This window comes from Nocardioides sp. NPDC127503, assembly GCF_040302165.1.
Classification (GTDB): Bacteria; Actinomycetota; Actinomycetes; order Propionibacteriales; family Nocardioidaceae; genus Nocardioides.
Genome location: NZ_JBEORH010000001.1, coordinates 648794 through 666475 on the forward strand (window position 1 = coordinate 648794; position 17682 = coordinate 666475).

Genomic DNA, 17682 nt, shown 5'->3' on the forward strand with positions numbered 1-17682 from the left:
GTCCGGTCGGGTCCTGGTCACGTTATGTGCGGCCCGTCACACCTGTGTCGCCATGGAACGCCAACTTCGTTGACTTTCCGCGCCACCTTCGCGCCGGAGCGCGCCCGGCGTGACTCCGAAGCGCGCCCGGAAGGTTCGGGCGAAGTGCGAAGGGTCGGGGAAGCCCCAGCGGGCGGCGATCGCCGCCGTCGAATGGGCGGCGTAGGCCGGGTTGAGCAACGCGTCCCGGATCGCCAGCAGTCGGAACTCCCGCAGATGGGCCATCGCGGAGTGCGGCTGGTCCTCGAAGAGCCGGTGCAGGCTGCGCGGCGAGAGTCCGTGGGCGGCCGCCACGGCATCGTGGCCGAGATACGGGTCGGTGGCGTGCGCCTCCACGTAGGCGACGATCCGGGTCCGGAGCACCTCCCCCGGGTCGGCCTGCTCCACGCCCCCGACCAGACACGAGAGCAGCTGGATGGCGGCCTCGCCCAGATGCGCCGCTCCCCCAGCTTGCGGCACCTCGCGGAAAGCGCTCCCCAGCAGGTGCCCGAGTACGCCGGTCCGGCCGTCGACCGATGTCCAGCCGCGCGACATCGACCGTTCGATCACGGCGTCCGACGCCGCCAGCGCGCGGCGCGGAAGCGTCATCGCGAGACACTCCCACCCCTCGTCGAAGCGCAGCTCGTAGGGGCGGCTGGTGTCGTAGATCGCGATGTCCCCGGGCGCCAGGACGAGCTCGATGTCACCCTGCCGGACGACCGACTGCCCACTGCGCTGGATACACACCTTGAACGGATCGTCGGGTACGTCCGCGAGGGAGCGGCGGGTGCGGCGTACGACCTGCGGGGTGCCGCCGACGCGGAACGCGTCGACGCGTCCCAGGCTGGCGTGCTCGATCGCCCCGGTCAGCGGCGCAGGCGCCACGCGGCCAGGTGGCAACCGCTCCGACTGCAATCCCGCGAAGGCGTCCGCCAACGCGGTCCGCCACCTCTCCGACATGTCGCCCGAGTCCCCATGCGTCATGCCGTGATCTTGCGTACGTCGCGGGTCGGGCGGTACCCCCGTACGAGGGGCGTCAGTCGATCAGGCCGGCCTCGCGCGCCATCCGAACCGCGTGGACGCGGTTGTTGGCGTTGAGCTTGCGGGTGGCACTCTTGAGGTAGGACTTCACCGTGCTCTCCACGATCCCGAGGGCCTCGGCGGCCTGCCGGTTGCTGCTCCCGAGCGCCACCTGGCGCAGGACGTCGAGCTCGCGAGCGGCTAGGCGTACGGCCGGAGCGAGCTGAGGCGGCTGCTTCTCCCCCGGCGCGGCGGTGAGCCGTAGGACCATGGCCTCGAGGCGGCTGCGGACCTCAGGATCGAGCACCTGGCCGGCCAGGTCGGTGAGCTCGGCCGCCATCTCCCGGCGTTCGGCGAGGTCGCGCTTCGCGGCCGTTTCGTCCGGGGTCGCAGCCCGAGTCGGCGCGGGCGCCAGCCGGGAGAGCCGGTTGCGGACCTCGTCGTCGATCAGGATCTCGCGCTCGAGCGTGCGGATCAGCGGACGCAGCGAGTCGAACCAGACGCCGCCGAGACCGAGCCGCGAGCGGGAGGCGAGGTAGATGAGCATCCGCGGGGCCCGGTCGACCAGGATCGGCAGGGCTGCGACGGTCTGGATCTGCTCCTGAGCGACGGCGGTGTCGTAGAGATGGGTGATCCCGCGAGCGGAGTAGTAGTGGTCGACGGAGCCGGGCTGACGGGTCTGCAGGGTCTTGCCGCCCAGGCCCTCCCCGTTGACGACCCGCAGGCCGCGAAGCGAGGCGCCCTTCGCGCCATAGGTCGCGGTGATGTCGATGGCCGTGCCGTCGCCGCGCACCGGCCCACCGAAGGCGAGGTCCAGCCCCGACGCGGTCCGGAAGGAGGCCAGCGTCTGGGCGATCCGGGACCCGTCGTACGGCGCCTCTGGGGCGATGGCGGTGCTGCTCATGACGTGAGCGTAAGTGACGACCATCACAGGCAACAAGAGGCACACCCCCTCTTTCGAGGGCACTCTTCCGGGGGTATCGGCCAAGTGGTGACAGTCCCACACTCGGTTCACCAATCCGAGTAGGAGGCACGATCATGGCCCAAATCGCGGCTGACCGAGCCGAGGTCGACGGGCGCACCATGCGCCGCGTCGCGACGGCGTCACTGACCGGCACCACCATCGAGTTCTACGACTTCCTCATCTACGGGCTAGCGGCAGCCCTCGTGTTCAATGCCGTCTTCTTCCCATCCATGGGCGGACCCGAGGGCACCCTGGCCTCGATCGCGACCTTCGGCGTCGCGTTCGTCTTCCGACCGTTGGGAGCGATCCTCTTCGGCCACTACGGTGACCGGATCGGTCGCAAGGCCACCCTGATCACCACGTTGATGATCATGGGCACCTCGACGTTCGCGATCGGCCTGCTGCCGAGCGTGGAGTCGATTGGCAAGGGCGCCGTGGTGATCCTCGTTCTGCTGCGCGCACTGCAGGGCATCGCGCTCGGCGGCGAGTGGGCGGGCGCGGCACTCCTCACCACCGAGTACGCGGCCCGCGGCCAGCGCGGGCGCTACAGCATGTTCCCGCAGCTCGGCCCCAGCCTGGGCCTGATCCTCGCCGCCGCAGCCATGCTCACCACCTTCCGCCTGATGGAGCCCGCCGCGTTCGCGGCCTGGGGCTGGCGGATCCCGTTCCTGGCCAGCGCCGTCCTCATCGCGGTCGGGCTCTGGGTCCGGCTGAAGATCGCCGAGACGCCGTCGTTCAAGAAAATCCAGTCGGCAGGCACCCGCAGCGCGCTGCCGTTCGTCGGCTGCATCCGTGACCAGTGGCGGCAGGTGCTGCTAAGCGGCGGGATCATGGCGGTCGTCTTCGGCGCCTTCTACACCGGCGCCAGCTTCATGGTCGCGCACGCGGTCGGCACCCTCGGCCTGAGCATGAGCCAGGCCCTGCTCGGCGTCATCGTCGCGGCGTTCGCCATGAGCGTGACGGTCATCGCCTCCGCGTGGCTCTCCGACGTGCTCGGCCGCCGAGTGGTTCTGCTCATCGGCGCCGCCTTCGGCCTCGTCGCCGGCCCGCTGTCCTTCGCCATCATGGAGCCCGGCAGTTTCGTGAGCTTCGCCCTCGGCAACAGCCTGATGCTGTGCGTACTCGGCCTCAACTACGGCCCGATCGCGGCGTTCCTGCCCGAGATGTTCCAGGCGAAGTATCGCTACACGGGAGCCGGTCTCGGCTACAACATCGCGGGCATCCTCGGCGGCGCCGTCCCGCTGGTCATCGCCGAGGACCTGCTGGCCAGATGGGGCACCGACGGGATCGCGTACTTCCTCAGCGCCCTGGCCGTGCTGAGCATCGGCTGCCTGCTGGTGGCCAAGGAGACCAGCCGCGTGGAGCTCGACGCGGAGCCCGCACTCGCCTGATCCGGCACCCTCTCACCCTCCTTCGGGGGTGGGGCTGCCACCACGGTCTCGGTCATGCTCGCGGCATGACCGAGACCTCATCCATCACCGCATCGTCGGCCCGTGGCGACATCGACGTTCCGCTGCTCGAGGAGACGATCGGAGCCAACTTCGAGCGCACCGTCGCCCGCCACGGAGACCGTGAGGCGCTCGTCGAGATCGCCACCGGCCGACGCTGGACCTACGCCGAACTGGACGCCGACGTGGACGCCCTCGCGGTCGGCCTCCGCAAGGCCGGCATCGGCAAGGGCGACCGCGTCGGCATCTGGGCTCCGAACTGCGCCGAGTGGACGATGGTCCAGTTCGCCACGGCCAAGATCGGTGCGATCCTGGTCAACATCAACCCCGCCTACCGGACCCACGAGCTCGCCTACGCGCTCAACCAGTCCGGGGTGCGGCTCCTGATCAGCGCGACCGAGTTCAAGAGCAGCGACTACGTCTCCCTCGTCGGCGAGGTGGCGGACGACTGCGGCGCGCTCGAGCAGACCATCTTCCTGGGTACGCCGCAGTGGGACGCGCTGCTGGCCGCCGGCCGCGGAGAGCGCCTGGCCGACCACGTCGACTACACGCTCGACCCGAACGACGCGATCAACATCCAGTACACCTCCGGGACCACGGGCTTCCCGAAGGGCGCGACGCTGTCGCACCGCAACATCTTGAACAACGGCTTCTTCGTCACCGAGGCGATCCACTTCACCGAGCAGGACCGGCTCTGCATCCCGGTGCCGTTCTACCACTGCTTCGGCATGGTGATGGCCAACCTCGGCTGCACCACCCACGGCGCGACGATGGTCATCCCGGGCCCCGGCTTCGACCCGGCCACGACCCTGCAGACGGTCCAGGACGAGAGGTGCACGGCGCTGTACGGAGTGCCGACGATGTTCATCGCGATGCAGGACGACCCGGGCTTCGCCTCCTACGACCTCTCCACGCTGCGTACCGGGATCATGGCCGGCGCACTGTGCCCGATCGAGGTCATGAAGCGCTGCGTCAGCGAGATGCACATGAGCGAGGTCGCGATCGCGTACGGCATGACCGAGACCTCGCCGGTCTCCTGCCAGACCCGCACCGACGACGACCTCGAGCGGCGTACCGAGACGATCGGCCGGGCCGCCCCGCACGTCGAGATCAAGATCGTCGACCCCGCCACCCGCGAGGTGGTCCCCCGCGGCACGGCGGGTGAGTTCTGCACCCGCGGCTACTCGGTGATGCTCGGCTACTGGGACGATGAGACGAAGACCGCCGACGCGATCGACGCCGACGGCTGGATGCACACCGGCGACCTGGCCGTGATGCGCGAGGACGGCTACTGCGTGGTCGTGGGAAGGATCAAGGACATGGTCATCCGTGGCGGCGAGAACATCTACCCCCGCGAGATCGAGGAGTTCCTCTTCACCCACCCCGACATCGCCGAGGCCCAGGTCGTGGGCGTTCCGGACGAGAGGTACGGCGAGGAGCTCTGCGCCTGGATCCGGATGCGACCCGGCGCCGAGCCGCTCGACGCCGAGGCCGTCCGCGCCTTCGCCAGCGGCAAGCTCGCCCACTACAAGGCACCGCGCTACGTGCTGCTCGTCGACGAGTTCCCGATGACCGTGACCGGCAAGGTCCGCAAGATCGACATGCGCGAGCAGAGCGTCGCGCTGCTCGGCCTCTGAGCCGCCGATGAGCTATTGGCACAGGACCGGTCCGCGCACCTTTACTCCGACCGAGCACGTCGGCGGTGCCTGGGACCTGGACACGCAGCACATCGCCACCCTGCTCGGCGTGCTGGCGCACGAGGTCGAACGGGACCGCGACGCTCGCCGCGACGACGGGCTCCAGATCACCCGGATCAGCTACGACATCCTCGGCACCGTCCCGCTCGAGCCGGTCGACATCGAGATCACCGTGCTCCGCGCCGGACGCACGATCGAGCTCATCGAGGCCCGGGCCTGCCATGGCGGCCGGCCCGTGGTGCTCCTCCGTGCCTGGCTGACCGCCGGCTACCCGACCGCGGAGCTCGCCGGCACCCGCCACGAGCCGATGCCCGCGCCAGACGCCGTGCCCGCCTGGGACATGACCACGCTGTGGGACGGGGGCTTCATCGCCTCGGTCGAGGTACGCCGCCACGACCTCGGCCGGGGTCGGGCGCAGTCCTGGGTGCGTACGGCTCACCCCCTCGTCGCCGACGAGGAGGTGAGCCGGTTGGCGCAGGTCGCCGGCCTGCTCGACATCACCAACGGCGTGGCCGTCCGGGCCGACCCGAAGGTCGTCAGCTTCCCCAACCTCGACCTGACCGCGCACCTGTTCCGTGCTCCGGCTCCTGGCTGGTTGGGGCTCGACACGACGGTCTCGTTCGGCCCGGAGGGCGCCGGCGTGACGACGTCGGTGCTCCATGACGAGCAGGGCGCCTTCGGCGTCAGTACGCAGTGCCTGACCGTCCGTCCCTGACGGCTCAGCTGGCGGCAGCCACCGTGACCGGCGCGGTCGACCTGCTCGCACGCCGGTGGGCGGTCAGCATGACAAGGGCGACGATCACGGCAAGGGCGTAGAAGCCGGTCGCGACGTCGAAGACGGTCGAGTAGCCATGGGCCTGCGCGACGGCTCCTGGCGCGGGGTCGTGGTGCACCGCGCTGCCGTAGACGACGGTGAGGAGCGCGAGCCCGATCGAGCCACCGATCTGGTGAGCGGTGTTGACCAGGCCGGAGGCGGCACCAGCGTCACCCGGGTCGACCTCGGCCATCCCGAAGTCGGTGAGGAGGATGATCGTGATGCCCTGGCCGATGCCCAGCACGAGCAGGGGCGGCAGGATCGACGCCACCGGGGTCGTCGCGTCGATCCGGCTCAGCCACGCCATGCCGATCCCCGCCGTGACCAGGGAGGTCAGCAGCAGCACAGGCTTGCTGATCCTCGGTCCGGCCCAGCGCACGGCGTAGACCATGGCGAAGAACATGCCGGTCATCGGGATGTAGACGAGTCCGGTGGCGAGCGGGCTGAGGCCGCGTACGTTCTGGAGGTACTGCGAGAGGAAGTAGAACGTCGAGAACATCGCGCCGACGATCAGGATCCGGCCGATGTACGCCCCGGAGCGCTGCACGCTGAAGAAGAGCCGAAGCGGCACGATCGGCTGGGCTGCCCGCAGCTCGATGATCACGAAGGCGACGAGCAGGACGACTGACGCGGTCAGCGGGAGCAGGGTTCGGGCGCTGCCCCAGCCGATCTCGGCGGCCTCGACAAGACCGTAGACGAGTGCCGACATGCCGATGGTGACGCTGAGCGCGCCGAGGATGTCGACACGACCTGGCTGAGGCTCGGTCTCGGGGAGAAAGCGCGGTGAGAGGGCGAGGATCAGGATCCCGAGCGGGACGTTGATCAGGAGGCCCCAGCGCCAGGAGAGATATTCGGTGAAGACGCCGCCGACGATGATCCCGACGCTCGCTCCGGCGCCGATCACCGCGCTGTAGATCGCGATCGCCCGGGTGCGCTCCCCGGGCTCGGGGAAGCTCGTGATCAGCAGCGCCAGCGTGGACGGGATCGCGAAGGCCGACGCCACCCCCTGCAAGGTGCGGGCTGCGATGAGAAGTTCGGCCGACGGCGCGAGCCCGGCCAGGAGCGAGGCTGCGGTGAAGAGCGCCGTCCCGGCGATGAACACGCGGCGCCGGCCGAGCAGGTCGCCGGCTCGTGCGCCGAGCAGCAGGAGTCCGCCGAAGGCGAGCACGTAGGCGTTCTGGATCCACGACAACGAGGAGTCGGTGAAGCCGAGCTCCGCCTTGATGTGGGTGAGCGCCGTGGTCACGATCGAGGCGTCGAGGGTCATCATCAGCTGGCAGCCGAGGATCACCATCAGGACCACCACCCGATGACGGGCACCGGCGCGCTGGGATGTCGAAGACATGAATGCACTTCCTAAGTAACTAACGAGTTGGTTATTTCAGTGAAGCACTGCTCGCCGTGAAATGCAACTAACTAGTTACTTGCTTTAGGGTGGGTGCATGGCCAGAGACTCCGAGGCGACCCGTACCCGCATCCTCGACGCCGCCGAGGCCGAGTTCGCGGCGTACGGCATCGCCGGCTCACGCGTCGACCGGATCGCGGAGACGGCGCTTGCGAACAAGGCGCTGATCTACAAGTACTTCGGCACGAAAGACGAGCTCTTCGATGCCGTCTTCGCCCACCGGGTGCTCGCGTTCGTCGACGAGGTCGAGTTCGACGCCACCGACCTGCCCGCCTACGCCGGTCGCTCCTTCGACCTCTACGAGCGCTTCCCCACGACGCTACGGCTGACGACCTGGTACCAGCTCGAGCGCCCGGACGGGAAGCTTCCGGCGATCGTCGCCTCCAACAACGCGAAGCTGGCCAAGATCGAGGAGGCGCAACAGGCAGGGAAGCTGACGACCGCCTACTCCCCGCTCGAGCTGCTCACCGAAGTTCGCGCGCTCGCGATGAGCTGGCACCTGCACACACCCGAGCTCGCCCTGGTACGCCGACCGAGCCGCGCTCGGTGCCGGGAGATCGTCGTCGAGAGCGTCCGGCGCCTGGTGGCTCAGGACTGACGGGAGAAGAAGTCCTCGTAGCGGTGCTCCCCCGGCGGCCGCTGGTCGACGACCTCCTGCTCGCGGGTCCGGAGCTCGACGCGCCGGATCTTCCCCGAGATCGTCTTGGGCAGGTCGAAGAACTCCAGGCGCCGTACGCGCAGGTAGGGCGGCAGGTGGTCGCGGGCGAACTCGAGGATCGCCCTCGCGGTCTCGGCGGTCGGCTCGTGGCCGGCCGTGAGGGAGACGTACGCCTTGGGGACGGCCAGTCGCACCGGATCCGGTGCGGGCACGACCGCCGCCTCGGCCACCGCGGGGTGCTCGATCAGGACCGACTCCAGCTCGAAGGGCGAGACCTTGTAGTCGGAGGCCTTGAAGACGTCGTCGGTGCGGCCGACGTAGGTGATGTAGCCCTCCTCGTCGCGGCTGGCGACGTCGCCGGTATGGAAGAAGCCGCCGCGCATCGCGTCGGCGGTGCGCTTCTCGTCATCGCGGTAGGCGGTCATCAAGGTGGCGGGTCGCGCGGCCAGATCAAGGCACAGCTCGCCCTCACCCGGTCCCTCGATCACGGTGCCTTCGATCGGGTCGACGAGGACGACCGGGACACCGGGCAGCGGGCGGCCCATCGACCCCGGACGTACCGGCTGGCCGGGGCTGTTGGCGACCGTCGCGGTCATCTCGGTCTGCCCGAAGCCGTCGCGGATGGTCAGGCCCCAGGCCTGCTGAACCTGGCTGATCACCTCGGGGTTGAGCGGCTCACCGGCGCTGATCGCCTCGCGCAGCGACCCGCAGCCGCCGGAAAGGTCGGCCTGGATGAGCATCCGCCACACGGTCGGCGGAGCGCACATGCTGGTCACGTGCTCCTCCCGGATCCGCTGCAGCAGCGTGGCGGCCTCGAAGCGGGCGTAGTTGAGGACGAAGACGGTCGCGCCAGCGAGCCAGGGCGCGAAGAAGTTCGACCAGGCGTGCTTGGCCCACCCGGGGCTGGAGATGTTCATGTGGACGTCGCCGGGGCGCAGACCGAGCCAGTACATCGTCGACAGGTGGCCGACCGGGTAGGTGTAGTGGGTGTGCTCGACCAGCTTCGGGCGGCTCGTGGTGCCGCTGGTGAAGTAGAGGAGCAGCGCGTCGGTCGTGGCGTTGCCGGGGTGATCGAGAGGCTCCTGGGCCTCCGCGGCCGCTGCGGCGTAGCCGTTCCAGCCCTCCCGCTGCTCCCCCACGCTGATCCGCACGTAGTCGCCGGGGACGCCGTCGAACTTGTCGGTGTCCTCGGCGTTGCAGACCACGGCCCTCGCCCGGCCACGGGCGAGCCGGTCGACCAGCTCGGCGGTGCCGACCGCCGTCGTCGTCGGCATCAGGACCGCACCGACCTTCATCGCCGCGAGCATGGTCTCCCACAGCTCGACCTGGTTGCCGAGCATGACGACCACGCTGTCGCCCGAGCCGACGCCGAGGCGGCGAAGGTAGCGGGCCACCGCATCTGAGCGACGCGCCAACTCGTCGAAGGAGTACGCAGCCCGCGACCCGTCCGACTCGGCGATGACCAGCGCCGGAGCGTCGTTGCCCCGCGCCATCGGGTCGAACCAGTCGTGAGCGAAGTTGAAGGTCGCCCCGACGTCGGGCCAGCGGAAGGTGTCGAGCGCAGCGGCGTAGTCGAGGCGCTGGGCGATCAGCGCGTCCCGGGCGGCGAGCAGGGCGTCGGTCGAGGTCGAACGAGTCATGGCGGTCATCATCGTCGCGAGGCCGACCCCTGCCCTACCCCCGGAAGAGGGGGCTAACGCTCCAGTCCACCGACGATCACGGTCGGCTCGATGTCGACCGGGAAGTTCACGCTGCTCGCGATGAAGCAGTCCAGGTGGGCCTGGTGGTGGGCCGAGGTCGCCGCCTCGATCATGGAAGCGTCGGCGACGGTGACGACCGGGTGCAGCACGGCGCGGGTGAACCGGCCGCCGGTCCCCTGCGTCTCCATGGTGGCGGTCGCGGCGTCGTGGTAGTCGACGACGACAACGCCCACCGTCACCGCCTGGTGCAGGTAGGAGAGCATGTGGCACTGCGCCAGTGAGGTCAGCAGCAGCTGCTCGGGGTTGTGCCGGCTCGCGTCGCCGCGGAAGGTCGGGTCCGAGGAGCCGAGGACGTCGGGCAGGCCCTCGATGCGTACGACGTGGTCCCGGGCGTAGTCGCGGTAGCCGCTCGTCCCGGTGCCGCGGTTGCCCGTCCACTCCACCGAGACCGTGTAGTCGTGGGTCAGTGCCATGCGCACACGCTAGCGCCGGGCCGTCAACCGGCAAGTATGCGCGGCGCGCCACACGGTTACCGCCCACGTCATGACCCACCTGGCACCCGCTGATGGAGAACGCACACCCTCGAGCGTCACCGCACCCGCTGGGCGCACCGGTCCGGGGTGGTGGCGATCCGCCGTCGTCTACCAGGTCTACCCACGCAGCTTCGCCGACGGGAACGGCGACGGCGTGGGCGACCTGCGTGGCATCAGGCAGCGCCTCGACCACCTCGAGTGGCTCGGGGTCGACGTCCTGTGGATCTCCCCCGTCTATCCCTCGCCGATGGCCGACAACGGCTACGACGTCAGCGACTATCACGATGTCGACCCGACGTACGGCACGCTCGCAGAGCTCGACGCGCTGATCGCCGACCTCCACGAGCGCGGGATGAAGCTGGTGATGGATCTCGTCGCGAACCACACCTCGGACGAGCACCCCTGGTTCGTGGAGTCGAGCTCGAGCCCCGAGAGCCCCAAGCGCGACTGGTACTGGTGGCGCGACGAGCCCAACAACTGGGGGTCGTTCTTCTCCGGCCCGGCCTGGACCTACAGCGAGGGCAGGGCCGCCTACTACATGCATCTGTTCACCAAGAAGCAGCCGGACCTGAACTGGGAGAACCCCGAGGTGCGGCAGGCGGTGTACGAGGTGCTGCGCTGGTGGCTGGACCGCGGCGTCGACGGCTTCCGGATGGACGTGGTGAACCTGATCTCCAAGGACCCGGAGCTTCCGGAGGCACCGGTCATGCCCGGGCAGCGCTACGGCAACATGCGGCAGTCGGTGATCGACGGGCCGCGCGTCCATGAGTACCTCGCCGAGATGCACCAGGAGGTCTTCGACCGGTACGACCGCGACCTGCTGCTGGTCGGTGAGACCGGCGAGACGACGGTCGAGGAGGGCCGGAAGTACACCGATCCCGCCCGCCGCGAGCTCGACATGGTCCTGCACTACGAGCACGTCGAGATCGATCACGGCGCCTTCAAGTGGGACGTACGCCCCTTCGATCTCGGTCGGCTGCGTGATCGGCTCGCGGCCTGGCAGGAGGGTCTGGCGGACGTGGGCTGGAACAGCCTCTACTGGGACAACCACGACCAGCCGAGGATCGTGTCGCGGTACGGCGACGACGGCCGCTGGCGGACCGAGTCGGCCAAGCTGCTCGCGACCGTCCTGCACCTGCAGCGGGGCACGCCATTCGTCTATCAGGGCGACGAGATCGGCATGACGAACTTCCCGTTCACCTCCATCGACGAGGTCGACGACGTGGAGGCGGTGAACTACTACCACGAGGCGGTTGCCCTGGGAGTGGATCCCGAGGAGGTGATGGCCTCGCTGCGGGCGATGTGCCGCGACAACGGACGTACGCCGATGCAGTGGGACGCCTCCCCCGCGGCCGGCTTCACCACCGGAACGCCCTGGCTGGCGGTCAACCCGAACTACCCCGAGGTCAACGTCGCGGCGCAGATGGACGATCCGGACTCGGTGCTCTCGCACTACCGCCGGCTGATCCGGCTACGGCACGAGGACCCGACCGTGGTGGACGGCGACTTCACCCTGCTGAGCGACAGCCATCCGCAGATCTTCGCCTTCCGCCGCCGCCACGAGAGCGGGCAGCTGGTCGTGCTCGCGAACTTCAGCAGCGACGATGCGGACCTGGGCGAGCTCGTCGAGGAGAGCCGCGGCGAGCTCGTGATCGGGAGCGGCAGCGGCCCGGTGATGGCACCGTGGGAGGCACGGGTCCTCCGCCGATGAGCCCTTCGGCTGAGCGGCCTCAGCCGTCGAGGAACCAGGCCGCGGTGTCCGGCGGCAGCTCGGAGGCGAGCGGCTCACCGCTGCAGATCACGACGTCGCCGCGCGGCAGCGGCGCGGGCACCGCGCCGCAGTTGATGACAACGGTCAGGCGGCCACGCCGAAAGGCGATGACGTCCTCGGGCGCATCGAGGAACTCCACCTCCTCGTCGCCACCGAGGGCGTAGCGGCGACGGGCCGCGAGCGCGGACCGGTAGAACTCCAGCGTCGAGCCGGGGCTGCCGGTCTGCGCAGCCACGGTCAGGTTCGCCCACTGGACCGGCTGCGGCAGCCAAGGCTGGCCGTCGCCGGGACCGAAGCCGAAAGGCGGAGCGTCACCGCTCCACGGCAACGGCACCCGACAACCGTCCCGGCCGTTGCCGCCCTCCGCCCACGGGTCCTGCTGGTGCTCCGGGGGCAGCTCCACGTGCGGCAGCCCGAGCTCCTCACCCTGGTAGAGGTACGCCGACCCCGGCAGTGCCAGCATCGTCAGCGTCGCCGCGCGGGCGCGGGCAAGCGCCTGCTCCCCGTCGCCGTAGCGCGTCCGGTGGCGTACGGCGTCGTGGTTGGAGAGAACCCACGTCGGCCAGGCTCGGGAAGGACGCAGCGCCTCGAGTGTGGATGTGATCGCGTCGGTGAACTCGCGTGCCGACCAGTGCGACTGCAGCCACCGGAAGTTGAAGGCCTGCTCGAACTCGTCGCTGCGCAGGTAGCCGCGCAGGTCTGCCGGTCCCTGGGTCCACGCCTCGGCGATCAGCATTCGCTCACCTGGGTAGGACGCGACGAGATCGTGCCAGTCCCGATAGACCCCGTGGACGTCCGGGTGATCCCACATCGGATCGTCCTCGATGCCCTCGTCGTACATGATCGCCGGGTCGGAGTTGGGTGACCGTCCCTCCGGGACGTGCTGGTCGCGCAGGGCCTTGACCAGTCCGTGGGCGACGTCGACGCGGAAGCCATCGACCCCGCGGTCCAGCCACCACCGCATCACGGAACGGAACTCCTCGGCCACCTCGGGATGGCGCCAGTTGAGGTCAGGCTCTTCCTCGTCGAACATGTGGAGGTACCACTGCCCGTCCTCGACCCGTGTCCACGCCGGCTGGCCGAAGACCGATCTCCAGTTGGTCGGCGGCTCCTCGCCGTCGGACCCTCGACCATCGCGAAAGATGTAGCGATCGCGCTCCGGTGACCCCGGGCCGGCCGAGAGTGCCTCGGCGAACCACGGGTGACCCGAGGAGGTGTGGTTGGGGATCAGGTCGATGATCACCTTCAGGCCGAGCTCGTGCGCCTTGGCGAGCAGGTCCTCGGCGTCGGAGAGGGTCCCGAAGAGGGGGTCCACGCCGCGGGGGTCGACGACGTCGTACCCGTAGTCGATCTGCGGCGAGGGATAGAACGGCGAGAGCCAGATCGCGTCCACGCCGAGGTCTGCCAGATGGTCGAGCCGGGAGGTGATACCGGCGAGGTCGCCCGTGCCGTCTCCGTCCGCATCGGCGAACGATCGCGGATAGATCTGGTAGGTCACGGCCTCACGCCACCACGGAGCATCCACGGGAGCCCGGTAACCGGATGCCGCCCAGGTCATGCCACCCAGGCCGGGTCGGCGCGGTCTCAGTGGTCGTGGTCGGCCGGGTGCAGCTGGGGCCCGGTCACACCGCAGTGCGCGCAGGTCTCGATGTGCATCCGGTGGTCGTCGGGCTGGGGTTCGGCGGCGAGCGGACGCCGTACGAACGCCGCCGCGAGGGCCGCGCCGAGGATAAGTAGACCGGCGTTGATGATCATCGCCATGCCGTAGCCCTCGTCGAAGGTCTGCGGGTTGGTGTAGTCGGCGCCGGCGATCCCGACCGCCGCCGGGACGACGGCGACGGCCAGCAGCCCGGCGGTCCGGGCCACCGCGTTGTTGACGCCCGAGGCGATGCCGGCATGCCGGTCGTCGGCGGCGTCGAGCACGGTGGCGGTCAGCGGCGAGACCAGCAGGGTGAGCCCGATGGCGAAGAGCAGGACGGGCGCGAGCACGTCGACGACGTACGACGCGTCGGGGCCGATCCGCCCCATCCAGAGTGCGCCGCCTGCCGCGAGCAGCGGCCCGAGCGTCATCGGCAGGCGCGGACCGATGCGCTGCGCCAACGCGCCCGCACGGGACGAGAAGAGCAGCATCACGACGGTCACCGGCAGCAGCGCCGAGCCCGCGGCGAGCGGCGACCAGCCGCTGACGATCTGGAGCTGGAGGACGAGCAGTACGAAGATCACGCCGAGTGCGGCGTACACGAGCAGGGTGACGGCGTTGGCCGCGCTGAACTGAGGATTGCGGAACAGCTCGAGCGGGACCAGCGGGTGGGTCGAGCGGGCCTCGACGACCACGAAGGCGACCAGGCAGGCGACTCCGACTGCGGCGGTCGCCGCCACGGAGCCTACGAGGCCCACCTCGCCCGCCCGGGTGAGTCCGAAGGTGAGAGCGCCGAGTCCGGCCGCGGCCAGCACCGTGCCGGTCAGGTCGAGTCGGCCGCTGGCGTCCGGGTCTCTGCTCTCCGGGACGTGGCGCAGGGCGACGATGACGATGAGCACCGCGACGGGGACGTTGATGAGGAAGACCAGCCGCCAGTCGATCTCGACCAGCCAGCCGCCGACGAGCGGTCCGACCGCGGCCGCGACGCCGCTGAGGCCCGACCAGGCGCCCACGGCCGCGGGCCGGTCGTCGACATGGAACGACGCGGCGATGATCGCAAGGCTCCCCGGAGTCAGCAGGGCGCCGCCGACCCCCTGCAGCCCCCGCGCGGCGATCAGCAGCTCGATGTTGGGAGCCAGCCCGCACAGCAGCGACGCGAGAGCGAACCACACCACGCCGATGAGGAACACCCGGCGCCGTCCGAAGCGGTCGCCGAGGGAACCGCCGAGGAGGATCAGCGCCGCGAGGCTCAGCGTGTAGGCGTTGACCGTCCACTGCAGCCCGGAGAAGCCCGCGTCGAGATCGTCCCCGATCCGGCCGAGGGCGACGTTGACGACGGTCGAGTCGAGCAGTGCCAGGCCGGAGCCCAGCACCGTCGTCGCCAGCACCCAGCGGCCGCGGGCCGTACCCAGCCGGAGAGGAGCCCGATCACTCGGAGAGTCCTGCATGATCGGGCTCCTTCCCTCGGCGGTAGACGCGGTGCGAGCAGTATCCCAGTCAGGTGCCTACTGGTCTGCCACCCACGTACGCAGCCCCGGCCCGTGCTGGTCGAGGGTAGGTGGCGCGGCGTGGTCGGTCGGGGTCACCTCCGCCCCGTCGGTGAAGAACCGCAGCGGCGGTCCGGGGAGGGTCAGGTGGCCGAGGGTGGAGTGGTCGACGTCGATCAGCAGGCCCTGGCTGGCGGTCTGCTCCCAGGCGTAGACCTCGTCCAGGGAGCGCACCTTGCCGGCCGGGACGCCGGCCTCGGCGAGCTTGGCGAGCAGCTCCTCGGCCGGCCAGGGCGCGAAGAGCGTCTCGACGAGCTCGACAACCTTCTCCCGATTGGCCGCCCGCTCGGGGTTGGTGGCCATTCCGTCGAGGTCGGGTGAGATGTCGAAGGCGGTGCAGAACCTCCGCCAGAGCCCCTCGCTCCCGACCGCGATCTGCACGGTCCCGTCGGCGCAGCGGAACAGGCCGTACGGCGAGATGCTCGGGTGATGGTTGCCCTGGGCGCGGCCGACCTCCCCTGCCACGGTCCAGCGGGTGCCCTGGAAACCGTGGACGCCGACGACGGCGGAGAGCAGCGAGGTGCGGACGACGGTGCCGCGTCCGGTGCGGTCGCGCTCGTGGAGAGCGGCGAGCACGCCGTAGGCGCCGTACATCCCGGCCAGCAGGTCGGCGATGGGCGTGCCGACCCGCTGCGGGTCCTCGGGACCCGACCCGGTGAGCGACATCAGCCCGGCCTCGCCCTGTGCGATCTGGTCGTAGCCGGACCGCCCACCCTCGGGGCCGTCATGGCCGAAGCCAGTGATCGAGAGCACGACCAGGCGCGGGTTGCGGGCCTGGAGCTCGTCGATACCGAGCCCGAGCCGGTCCAGGACGCCGGTGCGGAAGTTCTCGATGAGCACGTCGGCCCGGTCGACCAGGCGCAACAGCACGTCCTTGTCGTCGGTGTCCTTGAGGTCGAGGGTGATCGACTCCTTGTTGCGGTTGGCGGAGAGGAAGTACGTCGCCTCCCGCTGTCCCTCCTCCCCCACGAACGGCGGGCCCCAGCCCCGGGTGTCGTCGCCGTGCCCGGGCGCCTCCACCTTGATCACGCGGGCGCCGAGGTCGCCCATCATCATCGCGGAGTGCGGCCCGGCCAGGGCGCGGGAGAGATCGAGGACGACGACGTCGTCGAGTGGTCCACGCATGCCCGTCACCAGCCCGGGAGGACCATGGTGGCCCAGACGAGGAGGGGACCGACCAGCACCACGATGACGCTGTAGCCGAGGATCTGCTTGTAGTAGCGCTCCTCGGTGATGGTCTCGGGCCGGTTGGCAAGCATCAGCGCACCGTTGGTGGAGAACGGGCTCACGTCGACGATGGTCGAGGAGATCGCCAGCGCGGCCACGAACATGGCTGCGGAGATCCCGCCCTCGGCGATCAGCGGCACCGAGATCGGGATGATGATCGGAAGCAGCGCAGTCGAGGAGGCGAACGCGGAGACGACCGCGCCGACGTAGCAGAGGATGAGCGCGCCGATCGCCGCGACACCCAGGCCGGCTGCCCAGCCACCCACGAACTCCGGCGCTCCGGCGGTGTTCAGGATCGTGGCGTACGTCGAGACGCCGGCGACCAGGAGGACCGTCGGCCAGGCGATCTGGCGGATGGCGTCCTTGTGCTGGCTCGGCGAGAGAGCCGCGAGGACGGTCGCCGCGGTGATCGAGGCGAAGCCGATGTTCTTGTCGAAGAAGAGGGCGATGGCCGCGACGATGACGAACGCCGCCAGGGTCAGGACCTGCTCGGTGCGGATGCCGGCCTTCGTCCCGGTCGGGGCGACGGTGCCGTAGCCGCGGGCCGGGACGGTCACGCCGCCCTCGTGCAGCTCACCCGGTACGCCAGCGGCGGCGCCGGCCGCCTCATCGGGGTCGAGCCGCATGCTCATCAGCGATCGCCCGCCGAGCAAGAAGAACAGGATCGTCGCCATGATCAGGTTGACCACCAGGCTGGCCACGAAGATCGTCATCTCGCTGGAGGGCAGACCGTTGTCGACCATGACTGAGTTGGTGATCGTGCCGTAGATGCTGATCGGCGAGAAACCGCCGCCCTGAGCACCGTGCACGACGAACATGCCCATCATCAGCGGGTTGATCTTGTAGCGGCCAGCGAAGCCGAGCGCCACCGGCCCGATGATCGCGCAGGCCGCCGGGCTGGCGGCTCCCATGGCGGTCAACAGCGCGGTCACGCCGAACATCACCCATGGGATCAGGGCGACCCTGCCGCCCACCGCGCGTACGGCACTACTGACTATCAGGTCGACCGTGCCGTTGTTCCTCGCGATCGCGAACAGATAGGTCACGCCTATCAGCGTCAGGATCAGGTCGGCACTGACTCCGGCCAGGATCTCCTTCTCGTCGAGGTTCAGCGCGAACATCCCGACCAGCCACGCTGCGACGTACGCGAGCGCTCCCATATTGATCGGCAGCAACGTGCCTGCCACGAACAAGGCGACCAGCGCGATGATCGCCACCCATTCCGGTCCCATCGGACTTCC

Annotated in this window: 14 protein-coding genes; 5 read left to right on the plus strand and 9 right to left on the minus strand. The window is 69.7% G+C overall.

Features of this window, described 5'->3' with window-relative positions; translation table 11 throughout:
- Positions 1–36 precede the first annotated feature (36 nt).
- Together ABTW65_RS03205 and ABTW65_RS03210 are read right to left on the minus strand one after the other, a co-directional pair.
- Positions 37–1002 carry an AraC-like ligand-binding domain-containing protein gene (locus ABTW65_RS03205; protein WP_350658427.1) on the minus strand — a complete coding sequence of 322 codons (966 nt, stop codon included), beginning with the start codon at positions 1000–1002 and terminating at the stop codon, positions 37–39.
- A gap of 52 nt (positions 1003–1054) precedes the next feature.
- Positions 1055–1942, minus strand: a complete 888-nt coding sequence (locus tag ABTW65_RS03210; protein WP_350658428.1) for a helix-turn-helix transcriptional regulator — start codon at positions 1940–1942, stop codon at positions 1055–1057.
- 134 nt (positions 1943–2076) lie between these two features.
- Here ABTW65_RS03210 and ABTW65_RS03215 point away from each other — a divergent pair, with 134 nt between their 5' ends.
- From ABTW65_RS03215 to ABTW65_RS03225, 3 genes are all read left to right on the plus strand, one after another.
- On the plus strand, positions 2077–3393 hold the full coding sequence (locus tag ABTW65_RS03215) for an MFS transporter (RefSeq protein WP_350658430.1): 1317 nt from the start codon (positions 2077–2079) through the stop codon (positions 3391–3393).
- Between the two features lie 65 nt (positions 3394–3458).
- Entirely contained in the window at positions 3459–5087 is a 1629-nt protein-coding gene (locus tag ABTW65_RS03220; protein WP_350658432.1) for an AMP-binding protein, read from the plus strand.
- A 7-nt stretch (positions 5088–5094) separates the two neighbouring features.
- On the plus strand, positions 5095–5862 hold the full coding sequence (locus ABTW65_RS03225; RefSeq protein ID WP_350658434.1) for a thioesterase family protein: 768 nt from the start codon (positions 5095–5097) through the stop codon (positions 5860–5862).
- Positions 5863–5866: 4 nt separating this feature from the next.
- Here the strand turns inward: ABTW65_RS03225 and ABTW65_RS03230 are convergent, their stop codons facing one another.
- Positions 5867–7306, minus strand: coding sequence for an MFS transporter (locus ABTW65_RS03230; protein WP_350658436.1), 1440 nt, complete (start codon positions 7304–7306; stop codon positions 5867–5869).
- A 97-nt stretch (positions 7307–7403) separates the two neighbouring features.
- Between ABTW65_RS03230 and ABTW65_RS03235 the strand changes: the two genes are divergently transcribed.
- On the plus strand, positions 7404–7964 hold the full coding sequence (locus tag ABTW65_RS03235) for a TetR/AcrR family transcriptional regulator (protein ID WP_350658437.1): 561 nt from the start codon (positions 7404–7406) through the stop codon (positions 7962–7964).
- Here ABTW65_RS03235 and ABTW65_RS03240 read toward each other — a convergent pair.
- On the minus strand, positions 7955–9664 hold the full coding sequence (locus ABTW65_RS03240) for an AMP-binding protein (RefSeq protein ID WP_350658440.1): 1710 nt from the start codon (positions 9662–9664) through the stop codon (positions 7955–7957). The two genes, ABTW65_RS03235 and ABTW65_RS03240, sit on opposite strands and share 10 nt — an antisense overlap.
- Before the next feature lie 53 nt (positions 9665–9717).
- Positions 9718–10197, minus strand: coding sequence for an OsmC family protein (locus ABTW65_RS03245; protein WP_350658442.1), 480 nt, complete (start codon positions 10195–10197; stop codon positions 9718–9720).
- A 70-nt stretch (positions 10198–10267) separates the two neighbouring features.
- Between ABTW65_RS03245 and ABTW65_RS03250 the strand changes: the two genes are divergently transcribed.
- The gene (locus ABTW65_RS03250; RefSeq protein ID WP_350658444.1) at positions 10268–11968 is read left to right on the plus strand and encodes an alpha-glucosidase; all 1701 of its coding nucleotides are present in this window, start codon (positions 10268–10270) and stop codon (positions 11966–11968) included.
- 19 nt (positions 11969–11987) lie between these two features.
- Here ABTW65_RS03250 and ABTW65_RS03255 read toward each other — a convergent pair whose 3' ends face one another.
- Genes ABTW65_RS03255 through ABTW65_RS03270 form a run of 4 tightly spaced genes read right to left on the minus strand, consistent with a single transcriptional unit; the run spans position 11988 to position 17673 of the window.
- Positions 11988–13586 carry a glycoside hydrolase family 13 protein gene (locus ABTW65_RS03255; protein WP_350658446.1) on the minus strand — a complete coding sequence of 533 codons (1599 nt, stop codon included), beginning with the start codon at positions 13584–13586 and terminating at the stop codon, positions 11988–11990.
- Between the two features lie 26 nt (positions 13587–13612).
- The gene (locus tag ABTW65_RS03260; RefSeq protein ID WP_350658448.1) at positions 13613–15115 is read right to left on the minus strand and encodes an MFS transporter; all 1503 of its coding nucleotides are present in this window, start codon (positions 15113–15115) and stop codon (positions 13613–13615) included.
- 57 nt (positions 15116–15172) lie between these two features.
- Positions 15173–16339: a CaiB/BaiF CoA transferase family protein gene (locus tag ABTW65_RS03265; RefSeq protein WP_350658450.1), complete on the minus strand. Its 1167-nt coding sequence runs from the start codon at positions 16337–16339 to the stop codon at positions 15173–15175.
- A 5-nt stretch (positions 16340–16344) separates the two neighbouring features.
- Positions 16345–17673, minus strand: coding sequence for an SLC13 family permease (locus tag ABTW65_RS03270; protein ID WP_350658452.1), 1329 nt, complete (start codon positions 17671–17673; stop codon positions 16345–16347).
- Between the last annotated feature and the right edge of the window lie 9 nt (positions 17674–17682).

What these genes read in the sequence shown, in the direction of transcription:
- ABTW65_RS03205 (WP_350658427.1), bottom strand. Translation starts at nt 1,002, where the DNA reads ATGACGCATGGGGACTCGGGCGACATGTCGGAGAGGTGGCGGACCGCG.
- ABTW65_RS03210 (WP_350658428.1), bottom strand. Translation starts at nt 1,942, where the DNA reads ATGAGCAGCACCGCCATCGCCCCAGAGGCGCCGTACGACGGGTCCCGG.
- ABTW65_RS03215 (WP_350658430.1), top strand. Translation starts at nt 2,077, where the DNA reads ATGGCCCAAATCGCGGCTGACCGAGCCGAGGTCGACGGGCGCACCATG.
- ABTW65_RS03220 (WP_350658432.1), top strand. Translation starts at nt 3,459, where the DNA reads ATGACCGAGACCTCATCCATCACCGCATCGTCGGCCCGTGGCGACATC.
- ABTW65_RS03225 (WP_350658434.1), top strand. Translation starts at nt 5,095, where the DNA reads ATGAGCTATTGGCACAGGACCGGTCCGCGCACCTTTACTCCGACCGAG.
- ABTW65_RS03230 (WP_350658436.1), bottom strand. Translation starts at nt 7,306, where the DNA reads ATGTCTTCGACATCCCAGCGCGCCGGTGCCCGTCATCGGGTGGTGGTC.
- ABTW65_RS03235 (WP_350658437.1), top strand. Translation starts at nt 7,404, where the DNA reads ATGGCCAGAGACTCCGAGGCGACCCGTACCCGCATCCTCGACGCCGCC.
- ABTW65_RS03240 (WP_350658440.1), bottom strand. Translation starts at nt 9,664, where the DNA reads ATGACTCGTTCGACCTCGACCGACGCCCTGCTCGCCGCCCGGGACGCG.
- ABTW65_RS03245 (WP_350658442.1), bottom strand. Translation starts at nt 10,197, where the DNA reads ATGGCACTGACCCACGACTACACGGTCTCGGTGGAGTGGACGGGCAAC.
- ABTW65_RS03250 (WP_350658444.1), top strand. Translation starts at nt 10,268, where the DNA reads ATGACCCACCTGGCACCCGCTGATGGAGAACGCACACCCTCGAGCGTC.
- ABTW65_RS03255 (WP_350658446.1), bottom strand. Translation starts at nt 13,586, where the DNA reads ATGACCTGGGCGGCATCCGGTTACCGGGCTCCCGTGGATGCTCCGTGG.
- ABTW65_RS03260 (WP_350658448.1), bottom strand. Translation starts at nt 15,115, where the DNA reads ATGCAGGACTCTCCGAGTGATCGGGCTCCTCTCCGGCTGGGTACGGCC.
- ABTW65_RS03265 (WP_350658450.1), bottom strand. Translation starts at nt 16,339, where the DNA reads ATGCGTGGACCACTCGACGACGTCGTCGTCCTCGATCTCTCCCGCGCC.
- ABTW65_RS03270 (WP_350658452.1), bottom strand. Translation starts at nt 17,673, where the DNA reads ATGGGACCGGAATGGGTGGCGATCATCGCGCTGGTCGCCTTGTTCGTG.